This window comes from Bartonella occidentalis (genome assembly GCF_037070875.1).
In the GTDB taxonomy this organism is placed as follows: Bacteria; Pseudomonadota; Alphaproteobacteria; order Rhizobiales; family Rhizobiaceae; genus Bartonella.
The window spans coordinates 57,467-74,822 of the sequence record NZ_JAYMZJ010000001.1 but is presented as its reverse complement, the minus strand read 5'-3'; the positions used below and the strand labels follow the sequence as shown (position 1 = coordinate 74,822).

At 38.8% G+C, this 17,356-nt stretch carries 13 protein-coding genes; 9 read left to right on the top strand and 4 right to left on the bottom strand.

Translation table 11 applies throughout. From position 1 onward, the window contains the following. Both tolA and tolB read left to right on the top strand, forming a co-directional pair. A partial coding sequence (gene tolA / locus WCP78_RS00340) for a cell envelope integrity protein TolA (RefSeq protein ID WP_336278532.1) occupies window positions 1–1,180 on the top strand: 1,180 nt, incomplete at its 5' end. 52 nt (window positions 1,181–1,232) lie between these two features. Next, the gene (gene tolB, locus WCP78_RS00335; RefSeq protein ID WP_336278531.1) at window positions 1,233–2,555 is read left to right on the top strand and encodes a Tol-Pal system beta propeller repeat protein TolB; all 1,323 of its coding nucleotides are present in this window, start codon (window positions 1,233–1,235) and stop codon (window positions 2,553–2,555) included. Window positions 2,556–2,953: 398 nt separating this feature from the next. Here the strand turns inward: tolB and WCP78_RS00330 are convergent, their stop codons facing one another. Next, window positions 2,954–3,700, bottom strand: coding sequence for a YebC/PmpR family DNA-binding transcriptional regulator (locus tag WCP78_RS00330; RefSeq protein ID WP_336278530.1), 747 nt, complete (start codon window positions 3,698–3,700; stop codon window positions 2,954–2,956). A gap of 357 nt (window positions 3,701–4,057) precedes the next feature. Between WCP78_RS00330 and WCP78_RS00325 the strand changes: the two genes are divergently transcribed. The 5 genes from WCP78_RS00325 (at window position 4,058) to glmM (ending at window position 11,957) form a co-directional block, all read left to right on the top strand. Continuing rightward, window positions 4,058–4,747: a DUF1013 domain-containing protein gene (locus WCP78_RS00325; RefSeq protein WP_336278529.1), complete on the top strand. Its 690-nt coding sequence runs from the start codon at window positions 4,058–4,060 to the stop codon at window positions 4,745–4,747. Between the two features lie 172 nt (window positions 4,748–4,919). Then, window positions 4,920–5,429, top strand: coding sequence for a peptidoglycan-associated lipoprotein Pal (gene pal, locus WCP78_RS00320; protein ID WP_336278528.1), 510 nt, complete (start codon window positions 4,920–4,922; stop codon window positions 5,427–5,429). Between the two features lie 947 nt (window positions 5,430–6,376). Then, window positions 6,377–7,813, top strand: a complete 1,437-nt coding sequence (tilS, locus tag WCP78_RS00315) for a tRNA lysidine(34) synthetase TilS (protein ID WP_336278527.1) — start codon at window positions 6,377–6,379, stop codon at window positions 7,811–7,813. 114 nt (window positions 7,814–7,927) lie between these two features. Further along, window positions 7,928–10,039, top strand: a complete 2,112-nt coding sequence (gene ftsH / locus WCP78_RS00310; RefSeq protein ID WP_336278526.1) for an ATP-dependent zinc metalloprotease FtsH — start codon at window positions 7,928–7,930, stop codon at window positions 10,037–10,039. 568 nt (window positions 10,040–10,607) lie between these two features. Next, a complete protein-coding gene (glmM, locus tag WCP78_RS00305) occupies window positions 10,608–11,957 on the top strand; it encodes a phosphoglucosamine mutase (protein WP_336278525.1) in 1,350 nt (449 codons plus the stop codon). A 1,494-nt stretch (window positions 11,958–13,451) separates the two neighbouring features. Here glmM and WCP78_RS00300 read toward each other — a convergent pair. Both WCP78_RS00300 and WCP78_RS00295 read right to left on the bottom strand, forming a co-directional pair. Beyond that, complete coding sequence (locus WCP78_RS00300) at window positions 13,452–13,895, bottom strand: hypothetical protein (protein WP_336278524.1); 444 nt, start codon at window positions 13,893–13,895, stop codon at window positions 13,452–13,454. Window positions 13,896–13,898: 3 nt separating this feature from the next. Further along, on the bottom strand, window positions 13,899–14,228 hold the full coding sequence (locus WCP78_RS00295) for an ElaB/YgaM/YqjD family protein (RefSeq protein ID WP_336278523.1): 330 nt from the start codon (window positions 14,226–14,228) through the stop codon (window positions 13,899–13,901). Between the two features lie 399 nt (window positions 14,229–14,627). Between WCP78_RS00295 and WCP78_RS00290 the strand changes: the two genes are divergently transcribed. Further along, window positions 14,628–15,467, top strand: a complete 840-nt coding sequence (locus WCP78_RS00290; RefSeq protein WP_336278522.1) for a MotA/TolQ/ExbB proton channel family protein — start codon at window positions 14,628–14,630, stop codon at window positions 15,465–15,467. Continuing rightward, a complete protein-coding gene (locus tag WCP78_RS00285; protein ID WP_336278521.1) occupies window positions 15,464–16,027 on the top strand; it encodes a biopolymer transporter ExbD in 564 nt (187 codons plus the stop codon). Before WCP78_RS00290 ends, WCP78_RS00285 begins: the two co-directional genes overlap by 4 nt. 136 nt (window positions 16,028–16,163) lie before the next feature. On the opposite strand, the gene dut is transcribed toward WCP78_RS00285, so the two are convergent. Then, window positions 16,164–16,718, bottom strand: a complete 555-nt coding sequence (gene dut, locus WCP78_RS00280; protein ID WP_336278520.1) for a dUTP diphosphatase — start codon at window positions 16,716–16,718, stop codon at window positions 16,164–16,166. Window positions 16,719–17,356: the final 638 nt, after the last annotated feature.

Genomic DNA, 17,356 nt, shown 5'->3' with positions numbered 1-17,356 from the left:
AGAGGTCACGCCAGAGGCACCCCTAGAAGCTCCACAAGAGACTGTTGAAGAGGTCACGCCAGAGGCACCCCTAGAAGCTCCACAAGAGACTGTTGAAGAGGTCACGCCAGAGGCACCCCCAGAAGCTTCACAAGAGACTGTTGAAGAGGTCACGCCAGAGGCATCCCCAGAAGCTCCACAAGAGACTGTTGAAAAGGTTACACCAGAGGCATCCCCAGAAGCTCCACAAGAGACTGTTGAAAACGTTACACCAGAGGCATTTTCAGAAGCTTCACAAGAAGCTGTTGAGAAGGCTCTGCCAGAGGCATTTTCAGAAGCTCCACAAGAAGTTATTGAAGAGGCTACGCCAGAGGTATTTTCAGAAGCGCCACAAGAAGCTATTGAGAAGGCTACGTCAGAGGCATTTTCAGAAGTCCCACAAGAAGTTATTGAAGAGTCCGCTCCAGAAGCATTTTTAGAAGATTCACACGAGGTTACTAAAAGAGAGACAACAGAAGCGCTTCCTGAGACGCTTCACAAAATGCTCAAAAATGAAGAGGTGATATTACAAAAAAAGCCAACTTTAACGGTAAAACCAGTGAAAAAAGATTCTGCAGAGCAAACTTCAGCACGCCAACAAGATACAAAAATTAAGTTGCCGGAAAAGTCTCCTCTCCCAAAGCTCAAACCTAAAGCCGTTAAACAATCCGCAACCAAAGATATGCATGCTGCAAAAAAACAAAGTCAGCAAACGGTTGGACAGAAAATTGAGGATATTTTAGCAATAGAAGAAAAAAATCTGCTCAATTATGCACGTACGCAAGGAGGTGGGGCAAAGCGCTCTAGCGAACCAGAAGCTTTTGGTGGGCGAAAAAATATCGGTAACCGTGATAAGATGGCACAAACATTGGTTAATATTGCCGGTACGTGTATTCAGAAAAAACTTAAACTTGTTGCCCTTGGCGGAGATTTAAAAAATCGTCCAATTGTGCGTTTACGATTTTACCTAAATCGTGAAGGAATGGTTATAGGAAATCCAGTTATTGATCCACTCAGTGGTGAGAAGAGTCAGCAAGATATTATGATGAGGCAGGTGTCTGCGGCTGTTTTTTTATGCCAACCTTATGCAGATCTTCCACGTGATCAATATGATTTGTGGGGGCAAGGTTTTGATTTTAATGTTGATCCTCTGCAAGAGTAATCCAATGAGGTGTAGATATATTTTCTTTTCAATATAAAGGGTATCTTCCATTATGGCTATGATAAGACGTACATTTTTTTCTTGGTTTATGATCTCCGCATGTTTGTGGTTTTCAAGTTTTTCATCTGCGCATGCACAACTGAAAGGCGTCATTTCTAATGCTGATTTTAATCCGATTCCAATTGCAATTATGGATTTTATTTCCAAAGATTCTCTGGGAGTAAAAATAGCTGCTGTTGTGACAGCGGATCTTGAACGATCAGGACTTTTTTTACCAATTGATAAAGCGTCTTTTTCTGAAAATACCCCCGATATAAACAGTGAACCGCATTTTTCTGAGTGGCAAAAAATAGGTATACATGGTTTGGTGACGGGGCAAGTTATCAGAGAGACGGATGGGCGATTGAGAGTAGATTTTCGTTTATGGGATGTCTTTGGGAATCGACAACTTAAAGGACGACGCTTTTATACAGCCACAGAACGCTGGCGGCGTGTTGCTCATATGATTGCAGATGAGATCTATAGTAAAATGACAGGGGAAAGTGGTTATTTTGATACGAGAATTGTTTTTATAGATGAAACAGGGCCTAAAAATGCTCGTGTTAAACGCTTAGCGATTATGGATCAGGATGGAGCAAATTTGGTCTATGTTTCTGATGGTCGTGAATTGGTTCTTACGCCACGCTTTTCGCCTAAGCGGCAAGAAATTACTTATATGGCTTATGGAAGCCATAAAATGCCTCATGTTTATCTTCAGCAAATTGAAGTTGGACAAAGGGAATTGATTGGAACTTTTAATAATATGACAATTGCTCCGCGTTTTTCTCCTGATGGACAAAAAGTGATTATGAGCTTGTTACAACATAATGGCAGTGCCAATCTTTATACCATGGATTTACGTACGCGTACGATGACACGGCTCACAACGACTTCAGCTATTGATACATCCGCTTCTTATTCTCCAGATGGAACAAAAATCGTTTTTTCATCGGATCGTAGTGGAAAGCAACAAATCTACACGATGAATGCAGATGGTAGTAATATCCAGCGCATTTCTTCAGGTGAGAACAGTTATTCCACACCTATTTGGTCTCCGCGTGGTGATTATATCGCTTTCACAAAACAGGCAGATGGACAATTTTCCATTGGTGTTATGCATCCTAATGGTTTGGGAGAACGGATTTTAACCACGGGTTTTCACAATGAGGGACCAACTTGGGCTCCCAATGGTCGCGTATTAATGTTTTTTCGTCAGGATCCAGGCATGGGGCCTAAAATTTATACGATTGATATTACTGGGCGCAATGAGCGTCAATTACCTACACCCCATGATGCCTCTGATCCAGCATGGTCGCCACTGCTCAGTAAGAAGTAGTTTTTTCTGCAGGAAGTAAAAGGTGAGTTGCTCAATAAAATTAAAAAATATACAGGGCTTATCTCAAAGCAGTCGTGTGTATTCTTTTGCAACAGATTTAATTGAATATTTAGCCAGATTTACAGCGGTTATGATAAATGGCATTGCAGGGTATGACTTATTGTACAGGATGCAAATTTTCTAGATAGGTAGGATTGAGGGTCTTTACATTTCAAGCTTTTATTAAAAATGTTTGGGAGTTCGAAAATAAATTAAATACCCCGCTTTTAGGCGGGGTATTTATGGATTTATTGAAGAAAAATCAAAAGCAGTAAAATTTATTAAAGGGTGCTTTTGCGGAAGATATAACAAGATTATGCGCGCTGATATATCCACCAAAATTGAGTAGATGGACGGATTTATGCAGATAGTTTTGCTAAAATCTCATCACTGACATCAAAATTGGAATAAACATTTTGCACGTCATCGTCTTCTTCTAATGTCGAAATCAGGCGTAAAATCGAGAGAGCCTTTTCTTCATCCACGGGGGCAAGAGTGCTGGCTTTCCAAACAGTTTTGATTGATTCTGCTTCACCAAGTTTTTCTTCAAGTGTTTTTGAGACTTCACCAATATTTTCAAACGCACAGATAATATGGTGTCCATCTTCTTCTGATTGGACATCTTCAGCACTTGCTTCAATTGCTGCATTCATAATGCTGTCAGTTGTGCCGGCATCGAGTTTATAGATTATCTCACCAATGCGATTAAACATGAAGCTCACCGAACCTGTTTCTCCCAGCGAGCCACCTGATTTGGTGAAGGCCGCTCGGACGTTTGAAGCTGTGCGATTTCGATTGTCTGTGAGTGCTTCGACAATGACTGCAACGCCTCCAGGTCCATATCCTTCATAGCGCACCTCATCATAATTCTCGACATCATTACCTGAAGCTTTTTTAATAGCTCGTTCAATATTGTCTTTTGGCATAGATTGTGCCTTAGCGTTTTGTATAGCGAGCCTGAGACGTGGATTCATGGTCGGATCAGGAGAGCCTTGTTTGGCTGCAACTGTAATTTCGCGTGCAAGCTTAGAAAATATTTTCGAGCGCATTGCATCTTGGCGCCCTTTACGGTGCATAATATTTTTAAATTGTGAATGGCCTGCCATGGCTTTCCTTTCAGTTTGGGGGCATTTCCCTCAATTTTAGGCGGTTAAATCTTGCGACGGAATAAATATACCAATCAATGCGTCGCCATTCTAATTTGAATGGATAAAATGACTCCTTATAAAAAAATTCATACTAAAGGTAAAGATACTTAAGGATCATTAAGATGAGGTGTCTTGTCGTCAATCAAAAATCACGTTATAAGAAGTGTGATTTATGCAAAAGTGGTTTATTTCTCGCTTTATTGGGAGCGGGGGAAGAGAGCCTGACATACCTGACATATAAGAGAAAATACCCCAAAGCTTAAAGTGGGTAATAACCTGTCTTTTAATAAAGGTAAATAAAAGGATATTATAGAGATGGCAACGCAACTTTTGATGCCCAAAGCTACAGCTGTTTGGTTAGTTGATAATACCGCACTTTCTTTTGAGCAAATTGCAGAGTTTTGTAAATTGCATGTATTGGAAGTAAAAGCTATTGCAGATGGTGAAGCTGCTTATGGTATTAAAGGTCTAGATCCAATTAGTTCTGGACAGTTGACGCGTGGTGAGATTGCACGGGTAGAGGCTGATAAAACTGCCCGCTTGAAAATTTCAGAATCAAGAGTTCATATCCCTGAAAAAAAATACAAGGGTGCTCGTTATATTCCCCTTTCTCGGCGTCAAGATCGCCCAAATGGTATTTTATGGTTGGTGACTAATCATCCTGAGTTAAAAGATGCTCAGATTGCACGCTTGATTGGAACGACAAAAGCAACTATTGAACAAATTCGCAACAGAACCCATTGGAATAGTGCTAATTTGGTTCCTTTGGATCCTGTAGGGCTTGGTTTATGTTCACAAATTGATTTGGATATTGAACTCCAGCGTGTTGTAAAAAGTCATCCTGTTTCTGCTGAAGCAGATAGATCTTTACTCCCTGCGTCGGTCACAGAAAATGTTTCTCTCAATGATGATGATGATGAACAAGATTTCAATAAAAACTTTGATGCTGATAAAGTTTTTGCAAAATTGAATGCGCTACAAAAAAACCGTCAAGATGGTGCATAAATAGAACATTTATACTATGGGGACAGCGAACTCATTTGGTCATGAAGAGCTGAGGGGTGGAATTGCAGCTGACAAAAACAATAGAGCGCATTTCCTCCGTTCATAATAAACTCTTGAAGGATCAAATTATGTGCTCCTTCAATTTAATATTACAATAAGGAGAAATTAGTATATGAGCTCTGTCAAAAATATTATTTTTCATCCATTAGCGGTGGGTTTATTTCTTGTGCTGTCTCTGGCTGGTTGTGCAAGGAAACATACCAATTTTGCGCCTGATGTGAGTAGCTCTTTGAATAGTGCGGATTTAAATCAGGTACAAAAAGATTCACAACAGTACTTTACTGTCAATGTTGGAGATCGTGTTTTCTTTAGTCTTGATTCTTCTTCTATTGAACCTGATGCCCAACGTATTTTGGCGCGCCAAGCTGAATGGTTGCTTCGTTATCCTTTTTATTCCATTCTTATTGAAGGTCATGCTGATGAGCGCGGTACACGTGAATATAATTTGGCGCTTGGGCAGCGTCGCGCTGTTGCTGTCCGTGATTATTTGATTTCCCTTGGTGTATCTGCGCAGCGGATGAACACAATTTCGTACGGAAAAGAAAGACCTGTTGCAGTGTGTAATGATCCCTCCTGTTGGAACCAAAATCGCCGTGCTGTTACGACAATTCGTGTTCGTTAATCTTTTAAGTGATTGTTAAAAAAAGATGTTAATGGTCAAGACAGATGACGAAATTAGATTTTGATAGGATAAAACTGTGTGTATCTGTAAAAGGCAAAATTGAAAAGCCATTTTTGTATTAGCTTTTACAGTGCGTTCTCCCTTATCTGTTTAGAGCTCCACATCTTGGAGCTCTATGCCGTTTTCTATTTATGGTGAAACTCTTTTACTCAAGACAGAGCTGCCTCTGTTTAAGGTGTGAATTAAAGTTGAGAAATGATTTTGGAAAATCAGAAGATTTTGTTTAAAGGCTATGGTGGGAATATGCTTTGACATAAACAAAGGGTGTTTGAGCATAATGGTTTGGAGGATACTCAAAAAGCAATTTTGCCAGCTTTTTGATGAAAAGGATTCTGATTATTCTGCTTGTTTGAATGAAAATTTTTAAGGTGTAAAATATTGAGTAAGAGTCATTGCACTGTAAACAACCACAACCATTGACTCCTCATGCACAGCCCATGATTCTTGAAGGCTTTTTAGAGAAAATGCGTGGTATGAGGAGAGCGGTCGTGCTGAATCAAAGCAAGATAAAAATCCTTATGCTTTTTCTAACATATTGGATAAAAGGCCATTATTTTACTCTTTCTGTCAAATACACTGAAGTTGCAAAAGCCTTTTGTACTTTTAAAACTGCTTCAAGCAGATTTTTTGTTAAGAAGGAGCTTTATTGGGCTAAGAATGTCTGTATCATGGAAGCATCATGAGTTGATCTTATATTATTGCTGTGTCTGTAGACAAAAGATCCTCTACGATTTTGAGATTCTGATTCTGCTGAAATTAACAACGAATGTGGATGGTCTTGATCACAAGAAAATAGATTGTATTCTCTTTGCAAATAAATAAAACAGCTCTAAAATGTTGCAAGGTGTCTTTTGTCAACATCTTTAAAAGGAGTGAGATCATTCGCAGTGCTTGTTAAATTAGCAAAAAATCTCTTTAAAACATCGGATTTTATTCAGTGTCAGAAGTTGATTCTTGCGGTTTCAGGAGGAAGTGATTCGCTTGCTTTATTATTTTTGGTCAAAGACCATTTAAGAACTATGCCTTCTCCTCCAGAGATCATTGTTGTTACTGTTGATCATAAATTGCGTAGAGAATCAGCGCGTGAAGCGGAAGATGTTGCAGCAATTTGTCGTAGCTATAACATTAAGCATATCGTTGCACGTTGGGAGGGCAAAAAGCCAAAGACACATATCGCTGAAAAAGCGCGTGTTGCGCGCTATGATCTTTTATTTAAAGAAGCACAAAAGCAAGGCGCAACACTTATCATGACAGGGCATACGCTCAATGATCAGGTTGAAACCTATCAGATGCGTAATCAGCGTATTCAAAGACATGTCGATACTCTGCAAGAACCCTTCTTTGACGGGTCGTGTGAGGAGGTTTTGGCTCAAAAAACGATAGAAAATATCACAGAAAAGAATCATCTTTTTGTGTGCGAACGTGGTTTATCTTGTATCCCGCGTGAGGCATTATTACGCCGAACAGTACGCTTAATTCGTCCTCTCCTTGGTGTAAAACGTAAAACATTGCGTGCGTATTTACGTGTTCATGGGAAAACTTGGATTGATGATCCAACAAATGAAGATACTAGTTTTGAGCGTGTTCGTGTTCGCCACTCCCTTCACCAAAAAAAAATTCCTGATATTGCTAAAAAAGTTCATGAAGCTGTACTTAAACGTCGTCAACAGACGAAAAATATTGCCGATTTGATCTTAGCTTTGGATATTTCTGTGGAACATGGCCGTTGTTTTATTGGAAATCCTGAACCTTTTTTGCACAAACATCCATGTTTTCCTTTCGTTGTTGGGCTCTTTGCGGTGTTGATGGGGGGAGGCTTTTATTTGCTTCCCTATAAAAAATTAATTGCTCTTGATCAAAAATTATGCCTCTATATCTCCAGAAAACAGCGTTTTACTTTGGCGGGATCTGTCATTGATTATAGCCAAATGGGGATAACTCTTTGGCGCGAATCTCGAAACATTAAAGAAGCAGTCGTTTATCCAGGAAAAACTTTTTTATGGGATGGGCGTTATCAAGTTATCAATGATGGGTGTGATACCATAAAGATTGGAGCAGCTAATTTGGGACATTTGAAATCTTTGTTCAAAACCCATATATTTGATTTTGAACGCCCCCATTTTCCTTCTTTGCAATCGCTTTTGATGATCTCAACTGATAAAGGAACCGATATTCCAGAGCTTACTGAACAAATCGTTTCTCAACAGAAACACAATGTTATTATAAAACGAATTATGGCTCCCTTCAATTGGCTTTTGTCATACGAAGATGCTGCTCTTTTTAATGTTCTTGAATCTTTTTTTAATATAGAGATAAAAAGATAAAGAAAAATGGCTTTAAAATATGATAAAGATCTTCTCATATCTTGGCAAGGAACAGACAAGGTTATATGCTAAGGAAAATGTTTAAGAATCTGTATGTGATTAAATGGACCTAATATGAATTCTAATTACCGCTCTCTCCTCATTTGGGGGGTTATTGCATTAGTTTTGATTGTGTCGTTTTCTCTTTTTAATGGAGATAATCAGCGTTCCGGAGGAGGAGAAATATCCTATTCGGAATTTTTGAAAAAAGTTGATAATAATGAGATTAAGTCTGTGACCATTCAAGGTCAAAAGTTAACAGGACAGACTGCTGAATATAGAATTATTTCAACTTATGCGCCACGAGATCCAGGCTTGGTACAAAAATTGGAAAGCAAAAATGTTGATGTTAAGGCTATTCCTGAAAGCTCTGGGAATAATATCTTCCTTAACCTCTTATTTTCTTTGCTTCCCGTTCTTATTATCGTTGGGGTTTGGATTTTTTTCATGCGGCAAATGCAAAGTGGGTCGCGTGGTGCTATGGGGTTTGGAAAGTCAAAAGCAAAATTGCTTAATGAAGCTCAGGGGCGTGTTACCTTTCAAGATGTTGCTGGCGTTGAAGAGGCAAAGCAAGATCTACAAGAAATTGTCGATTTTTTACGTGAACCGCAAAAATTTCAACGTCTAGGTGGCCGTATCCCACGGGGTGTTTTGCTTGTTGGTCCTCCAGGAACCGGTAAAACTTTGCTTGCTCGTTCTATTGCCGGTGAAGCCAATGTGCCGTTCTTTACAATTTCAGGATCTGACTTTGTTGAAATGTTTGTTGGTGTTGGTGCCAGCCGTGTGCGGGATATGTTTGAACAGGCTAAGAAAAATGCACCTTGTATTATCTTTATCGATGAAATCGATGCTGTTGGACGCCATCGTGGTGCAGGACTGGGAGGGGGAAATGATGAACGCGAGCAGACCTTAAACCAGTTGCTTGTCGAAATGGATGGATTCGAGCCTAATGAAAGCATCATTTTGATTGCCGCAACAAACCGTCCCGATGTTCTTGATCCTGCTTTATTAAGACCTGGGCGTTTTGATCGCCAAGTTGTTGTGCCAAATCCTGATGTTATCGGACGCGAACAAATTTTGAAAGTTCATGTTCGCAATGTTCCTTTAGCTCCTAATGTCGATTTGAAAGTTTTGGCAAGAGGAACTCCAGGGTTTTCGGGTGCTGATTTGATGAATCTTGTCAATGAAGCCGCTCTCATGGCTGCCAGTCGCAATAAAAGAGTTGTGACTATGCAAGAATTCGAAGATGCTAAAGATAAAGTGATGATGGGGGCTGAACGCCGATCAACCGCCATGACGCAAGAAGAAAAAGAATTGACCGCATATCACGAAGCAGGGCATGCTATTGTGGCTCTTAATGTTCCTGTCGCGGATCCTGTCCACAAAGCAACAATTGTACCAAGGGGTAGAGCTTTGGGTATGGTTATGCAATTGCCAGAAGGTGATCGTTATTCCATGAGCTATCGGTGGATGATTTCTCGTCTAGCCATTATGATGGGGGGAAGAGTGGCTGAGGAATTAAAATTTGGAAAGGAAAATATCACATCTGGTGCTTCATCAGATATAGAACAAGCCACAAAGTTAGCACGAGCAATGATAACGAGATGGGGCTTTTCTGATCTTCTGGGGAATGTTGCTTATGGTGATAATCAGGATGAAGTTTTCTTAGGTCATTCTGTTGCACGGACGCAAAATGTCTCTGAGGAAACAGCACGCATGATTGATTCTGAAGTCCGCAAGCTTATTGATGGTGCTTATGCCCATGCTACAAAAATTTTGAAAGAAAAAAAGAAAGAATGGTTCGCTCTTGCTCAAGGTTTGCTGGAATATGAAACCTTAACTGGTGCTGAAATTAATGAAGTCATTGAAGGAAAACCCCCTTCTCGAACCCAAAAAGACGAAACGGCACCTGTGCGCAGTTCAGCTGTGCCGAAAACAAAAGCAACTAAAGCGGAGTCTGGGGAAGAAACAGCCGCTGATAAAGGAGAGACTGGTAAGATAAGCATGAAAAATGGCAAAGCTACCACGAAATCCAGTCATTCTGATTCTAAAGAGACTAAGTCTAGTGGAACTGAGAAAAAAACACGGAGTGCAAAAAATCCAGCCGAAGCAGAAGATCTTTCTGAGAGTGATATAAATGCTGAAAAAAAGTTCGCTGATGCTGAACATCAACATGAAAAAAAATAGCTGCTTTCTAAGAGTCTTTGAGTCAAGATTTTTTAAAAAGGTACAAGCAAAGAAGCTTGTACCTTTAAAACAATGTTCACGAAAATGTATGAAAATAAATGATGAGTTGCTTTGGGAAAAGCATCTGAAGAGCTGTTTTTATACCTTTAACTAAACTGAAATTGTGAGCTTATCCTTTGGTTATAGCTCAATATATTTTAAAATATATTTTAAAGAAGTTTTTGCATAAGTAAGAATACGTTAAAGGAGAATCATGCTCTGTAGCGGAGTGTGGAATATGCCTGCTGGAATGTTTACAGGTTTATAGAATAAAAATTCATTTTATGAATAAGGTGTAAGCAAAGAAGAATTTATTAAGTGTATGAAACAAAAAAATATGTCTAATAGGATACTCGTGGTCTTTATGGAGACAGAGATTTGTTTGAGCGGTTTATGATGTTTATGATTTTGGCGCTTTGATCCTGTCTTAACGGGGAGAACAAATATCATGTTTTCACTAAATTGAAAGGATCTTAATTATGAAAAAATCTGCTATGTTAGAAAAGTCGTGTATGTAAAGGAAATAAGAATGGCACAAAAATATTTTGGCACAGACGGAATTCGAGGCAAAGCCAATTCTTTTCCAATGACACCAGATTTTGCTATGAAAGTCGGAATGGCCGTAGGGGTTTTTTTTAGATCAAAACGTCAGTCGCGTCGTGTGGTCATTGGTAAGGATACACGTTTATCTGGTTATATGTTGGAAAATGCTTTAGTTTCAGGGTTTACTGCTGCTGGAATGGAAGTTTTTTTATTAGGTCCTATGCCAACACCTGCTGTTGCTATGCTTTGTCGTTCATTGCGCGCTGATATTGGGGTGATGATTTCTGCTTCTCATAATCCCTTCTATGATAATGGGATCAAACTTTTTGGTTCAGACGGTTTTAAATTTTCGGATGAAGTTGAGATACAAATTGAAAAATTAATCGATACAGATCTTTCCAAATATTTAGCCAGTTCTACAGAAATTGGCTGCGCAAAACGGGTCGAGGGTGATATTTATCGTTATATTGAATATGCTAAACGGACTTTGCCACGCGATTTTTGCTTGGATTCTTTGCGGATCGTTGTTGATTGCGCAAATGGTGCTGCTTATAAAGCCGCACCGCGTGCTTTATGGGAGTTGGGAGCTGAAGTCTTTGCTATTAATAATGAACCAAATGGCTTTAATATTAATAAAAAATGTGGATCAACGGATCTAACTTCTTTAAAACAAAAAGTTCATGAGGTGCGTGCCGATGTGGGAATTGCTCTGGATGGAGATGGTGATCGTGTTTTGCTTGTCGATGAGAAAGCACAAACCATTGATGGTGATCAGGTAATTGCTGTGATTGCTGAACAGTGGCACAAAACAGGACGCTTAAAACGTAATGGCGTTGTCGCTACAATTATGTCAAATCTTGGGCTTGAGCGCTTTTTGTATAGCAAAGGGTTGGAACTGGTTCGGACGAATGTTGGTGATCGCTATGTTGTCGATGCGATGCGGCAGGGGGGATATAATGTTGGCGGTGAGGCTTCTGGGCATATTTTGCTTAGTGATTTTGGAACAACTGGAGATGGATTGGTGGCTGCCTTACAGGTTTTATCTTGTATGCAGAAAAGCCAGAGCTCTATGAGCGATTTGTGCAAGAGATTTGAGCCTGTGCCACAAATTTTGAAAAATATTTCGATTAAAAATAAAAATGTGCTGCAAAAAAATGCAGTCAAAATGGAGATCAATCAAGCAACGCAATGTTTGGGAAAGGAAGCGCGATTGGTAATCCGTCCTTCTGGTACTGAACCGGTGATTCGCATTATGGCTGAAGGCGATGATCGAGAGACTCTGGATACTGTTGTAACAGAAATGATTGATGTTATCGCACATCATGATGCTGCTTGAAATATTGTTTTTACGGAAACATCATGATTGTTTTTATTTAAATGAAGCAATTGGATATTTTATCCATACAGGCTGAATTGTGAATGGCGTTGTTGCCATTGAAGAATAGTTAAAGCGAGTTTGCAATAAAGCATCATGAGCTGATAGCTTTCATTTTGAAAAATATTTCGATTAAAAATAAAAATGTGCTGCAAAAAAATGCAGTCAAAATGGAGACCAATCAAGCAACGCAATGTTTAGAAAAGGAAGCGCGATTAGGTGATCCGTCATTTAAGAGGAGAATTTTTTAGCGTATAAGCTTATATAGGCAAAGGCTTTTCTTCCTCTAGGAGACTTTGTTTAAGCGTTGTGCTTTGACACCTTGCAATTGTTATATGCTTTATATAGCAACATTTAGAGCTATGGCTTAATAAGGATAGGATAATTTAGATTTTAAGTATTATTTTTATAATTTTGAAATTGAATAATTTTTGTTTATTCTATGTTGGTTCAAGTGCCACAAACGCCAAAAATGAAAGACAGTTTAAGTTCATTCTTTTCCGCTTTTGTTAAGTTTCTTTGCTTTTTATGTTGATGTGGAAAATTTTGCACAATACCAATAAGATTAAAAACTCATTGTTTTTGATGTTACACTCTTTTGTAAAACAAGACAAAAAGAATTCCAATGCTCAACCAGTATACTTTGCATAAAGTGTATAAGCTGCGCTGAAATACCAGCAGCATCTCTTGTCATAAACAAGATGTGGATCAAGAGTGAAATAATCGGAAAGGCCGTTACAAATTGCAGGGAGTCTTCCTTGATATTCAGAGCGATGATGCAGATGAATCAAATATCAATTTAAATGTTTTTCATAATAGCATAGTCTTTATATGTGGGTTTTAGATGAAAAGGCAGGGATTTTAAAGGTATAGAAAATAAAAAGCGCAGCTCTCAGTTTTGTGAGATTATTATTTGAAACAATGACACAAGTTGCACGATATACAGAATAAAAGGAATCGATATAGCAAAAAAAAACCCAACTGTTTTAACAGAAGGGTTCCAAGTTTATATTTAAAAATTTAAGATAACAAACTAAAAAGGAAACGAAAAATGTATCTTCTAAAGACCATAATGTGCCCTTTCTTCTAACTGATTAAGCGTCTTTCTGCAAGAAAAAACTTTGCAGAGAATGGATGTTTTTATTTCGCAAAGGGAGGTCAAAGTGTTTACGGTTAACAAACATTTTAAAAGCATATTGATAGTTCATTAGATGGGAGTGTAGGCAGTTTTCTAAATGGTTATGGTGTGTGGGGGTGTCAATATTTTTACCCTATAGTTGTGCAAGACACATCGATTAACGGTGATGTAGGCAATGGTGTGGCGTTGCTCAATTTTTATCCTTAAACATTCATCTCTTCATTATAAGGGATGGAGTTTTTGATAAGCAAAGTGTTCTTAGCTCCAGTTGGAGCTAAGAACACCTTCGGGGGGATAAAGTAGAACGATAAAAATACCTATTTTGACAAGCGGTATTTTTTGTCCTTTTTCCATAAAAAATATGTTGCAAATCCGAGAAGCGGAATGCTCAATTTGGTAAAAGGCAGCTGTTTGCTTAATAAGCCAATCCCAGAAAGAGTTACGTCCGTTATAAGTTTATGACGTTGTTCCTCTAACTTTTTTTGCTCGTAATCGCGTTGATAGGCTTTGAGAATTCGGCTAATCAAAAGACCCAATATGGCAATAAAAAGCCAAATAAAAAACATTATGCTTGCTGCTGCAAGAGGATCCATGACTGAACATAATATGATAAAGCCGATGATGCATAAAAATATCAAAGACATAAGCAGTGAAATTCCTATGATCCCACAGCTAATCGCTTGAAGGCGTATTTGCTTGATGGTGCTTTTGAATTCGTCACCGATAAAATGGCCTAAAAGAGGAGCAATAAACATGTGCATTCATTAACGGCGCAATAATTGAGCGAGAACAAAGCCGAAGCCCGCTGCAAATAGAACGCTTTTGCTTGGATTTTTACGAACGCATCGGTCGAGTGCATCTCCAAAGTTGTTAAGGCTGTCTTTTGTTTGCGATATCATATCTTCACCATTTTCTTTCATTGAATTATACAGTTTTTGTGTTTCACCTTTGGCCGCATTTAATTTATTTGAACCAAGATCCGCCAATGATGAAGTTATTGTTGAAATTTCATTGTGTAATTTTTTCAATTGTGTTTGTAGGTCTTTTTCTTCTTCTGCCTTTTTATCATTTTCTGAAGCTTTATGGTTTGCCATGATGATATTTCTCCCTCTTGATTTATTAGATTGAAGTAAAAAACTTTTTACTGATTTGTAACGTTAAATAATTGTCTTAGTTCCATTATTTTATTCAATGAGGAAATATTTTAAATAAACTCAATTTTATTTGAAGAATTAGGTGTTTGTGAATGTATTGGTTCATAAAGAGATGGATGAGCTATTATATGGATGAGCTATTATTTAGAGTAGAAAAATTCAAAATTTTTAAGAATGTTTTGTCTAAAAGAGCCTCTTGACAAAATAAAACTATTTTTATTCCTTAAATTGGACACAGAGTGACATTATAGGGAACCGATGTTGTGGGAAATAATGCCGCGGGGGGTGGTGTACGTCTGTAACAAATTTAGAATGTCAATTGCAATGGTATGAAATGAAATGGAATCTCACACAATACCCTCAAATAACGTATCTGCGACGTTTTCTGCACACGATCTTTCCCCTTTTTCTATGTTTATGGCAGCCGATTGGGTTGTGAAGGCTGTTATCGTTATTTTGCTCCTTGCTTCGGTGGTGTCTTGGACGATTACTTTTGTCAAGATTGTTGAAGTTTTTTTGGCAAAACGAAAGGTGCGTTATGATCTCAAATTGATTTTTAATGCACAAACTCTTGCGCGTTTAGATGCTAGCTTAAAAGAAAGCAAAGGGGCTGGTGCGGTTTTTCTAAAAGAAGTTCTTCGAGAAGTTTATCTTTCCACACAACAAATCAATTTTATGGGGACTGATGATTCCACTGAAAAACAGAATGAACCAGCTGCTTTTCATAAAGGCTCCATGCTCCATGAAAAGATCGATCATGAAGGGGGGGCACGCAATCTTGATGAAGGCGTGAAAGAGCGCGTTCATTCACTTTTGTCGCGCTGCTTGTTGGCTGCGACACGGCGCATTGCTTGTGGGGTAGCTATTCTGGCAACCATTGGTGCTATTGCTCCTTTTATTGGTCTCTTTGCAACCGTGTGGGGGATTATGAATGCCTTTATTGGAATCGCTGAATCTCAGACAACCCGGCTTGATGTAGTTGCTCCTGGAATTGCTGAGGCCTTGCTTGCAACAGCTATCGGACTTTTTGTAGCTATCCCTGCCGTTGTCATGTATAATGGTCTTATGCGTGCTCTCAGTAGTTATCGCAATGACTTAGGTGATATCGCTGCTGCTATCGAAAGGCTCTTAAGCCGTGAACTTGATAAGCACAGGCAGCAGAAAAGTTATAAACAATGAAAGCAAACTTTAGTGATGATTGGGATACAGATGACAGTGGGCTGCACAATGAGATCAATGTGACGCCCTTCATTGATGTTGTTTTGGTGTTACTCATCGTTTTTATGGTTGCTGCACCTTTGGCAACAACCATTATTCCTGTTCAACTACCTGCTATAACAAAAGCTCCTGCTGTGGTGCAGCCTGATGAGCCTGTCTATGTGACTTTGCAAAAGGATAGTTCTCTTTATGTTGGTGATCATTTGGTGAGTCAAGAAAGGTTTGCAGAATCTTTGCTTAAGGAGACAAACCAAAATCTAGAGACAAAGATTTTGATTAAGGCCGATAGCGAAATAGATTATGGCACTGTTGTGGATTTGCTCAACCAGGTACGAATTGCTGGATACACAAAAGTTGGTCTCATGGGATTGCAAACATCTTCTCATGTTGCTTCAAAAAAGCATGAGGCAGGGAACGCAACAGAAGAGGTAACAGATGATGCCATGCATACTACGAATGGGTCATTAGAAGTGGGGGGCGTAAACAGCACACATGCTGTGAACGTCGCTGATCACGAGTAATGCGTGGGAGGCATAAAACGATCGTTGAAGGGATGCAACGATCGTTGATATGAGTGTGAAATAGTTTTTAGCTTATAGCTTAGATTTAAGCTATTTTCTCCGTTCAATCATAAGAAAATTTGCCGTTTCTCTTTGGTTAATTGTGGCCGGTTGAGCCAAAACCACCCGCGCCACGACCCTCTGTATTATCTGGTGTTTGGACAGTGTCCTGTTGATCCAATTCAATGGTGCAAATATTCACGCGCATAACTTCTGTAATAACCATTTGTGCAATGCGCATTCCGCGCTCAATAGAAAATTCTTCTTGCCCTAAATTGATGAGGAGAACTTTAACTTCTCCACGGTAATCGCTGTCAATCGTTCCTGGAGTGTTTAAGCATGTAATGCCGTGCTTTAAGGCTAAACCAGAGCGGGGGCGTATTTGTGCCTCATAACCAGGCAAAAGGTGAAAAATTAACCCTGTTGGAATAAGAACGCGTTTTCCAGGAGCAAGGATGAATTTGTCTGTAAGTGCTGCACGTAAATCAAGACCACTAGAACCTGCCGTAGCGTAGCGAGGAAGCTCTAAACCTTGTCCATGTTCAAGACGCTGAACTGATAAGGTTATTTGTTTTGTAGGGAGAGAAGATTCCTTTTTGGAAAGAGTATTTTCTTGGTTATTGTATTGCACATTGTCTTGAGTGTGATACACGGTAAAGACCCTCCTAACATAAAAAAGTATTTCTCTACAAAAAACTCATCATAAAACAAGTGAGACAAAAATTCATCCACCTTGTAAAGGTTTACTACCTATATTGATTATTGATAAATATATCAATTGCATTGTTATTCTAGGATGAGTGTTTATTTTTCCAGTATTTCTCTTGCACTATAATGCATAGAACCCATGACAAAATGATAATCAAAGTTTCTTCCATAATCAGTTCCATTAAAAAATCTATAAAGATAACTCTTAAAAGAACGTTATATAATCTTTTGATTTCAGATACTGGTTTATAGATGATAAGTCACTTGCTCGTCTCATAGACTGCCAATAAAAATTCCCGTTGTAAAAACCCAAGCACCACCAATGATAACCTATAAAGATGTTTGGTTTAAAGGGTTTTGACATAAATCTGAATCCAGATATGCACTATTGTTTGAAGTTGCTTGCTCGCCTCATAGACTGCCAATAAAAATTCCCGTTGTAAAAACCCAAGCATCACCAATGATAACCTATAAAGATGTTTGGTTTAAAGGGTTTTGACATAAATCTGAATCCAGATATGCACTATTGTTTGAAGTTGCTTGCTCGCCTCATAGACTGCCAATAAAAATTCCCGTTGTAAA

Bases quoted from the DNA above. Each gene is read 5' to 3' on its own strand.
- tolB (WP_336278531.1), top strand. From the start codon at position 1,233: ATGGCTATGATAAGACGTACATTTTTTTCTTGGTTTATGATCTCCGCA.
- WCP78_RS00330 (WP_336278530.1), bottom strand. From the start codon at position 3,700: ATGGCAGGCCATTCACAATTTAAAAATATTATGCACCGTAAAGGGCGC.
- WCP78_RS00325 (WP_336278529.1), top strand. From the start codon at position 4,058: ATGGCAACGCAACTTTTGATGCCCAAAGCTACAGCTGTTTGGTTAGTT.
- pal (WP_336278528.1), top strand. From the start codon at position 4,920: ATGAGCTCTGTCAAAAATATTATTTTTCATCCATTAGCGGTGGGTTTA.
- ftsH (WP_336278526.1), top strand. From the start codon at position 7,928: ATGAATTCTAATTACCGCTCTCTCCTCATTTGGGGGGTTATTGCATTA.
- glmM (WP_336278525.1), top strand. From the start codon at position 10,608: ATGGCACAAAAATATTTTGGCACAGACGGAATTCGAGGCAAAGCCAAT.
- WCP78_RS00300 (WP_336278524.1), bottom strand. From the start codon at position 13,895: ATGCACATGTTTATTGCTCCTCTTTTAGGCCATTTTATCGGTGACGAA.
- WCP78_RS00295 (WP_336278523.1), bottom strand. From the start codon at position 14,228: ATGGCAAACCATAAAGCTTCAGAAAATGATAAAAAGGCAGAAGAAGAA.
- WCP78_RS00290 (WP_336278522.1), top strand. From the start codon at position 14,628: ATGGAATCTCACACAATACCCTCAAATAACGTATCTGCGACGTTTTCT.
- WCP78_RS00285 (WP_336278521.1), top strand. From the start codon at position 15,464: ATGAAAGCAAACTTTAGTGATGATTGGGATACAGATGACAGTGGGCTG.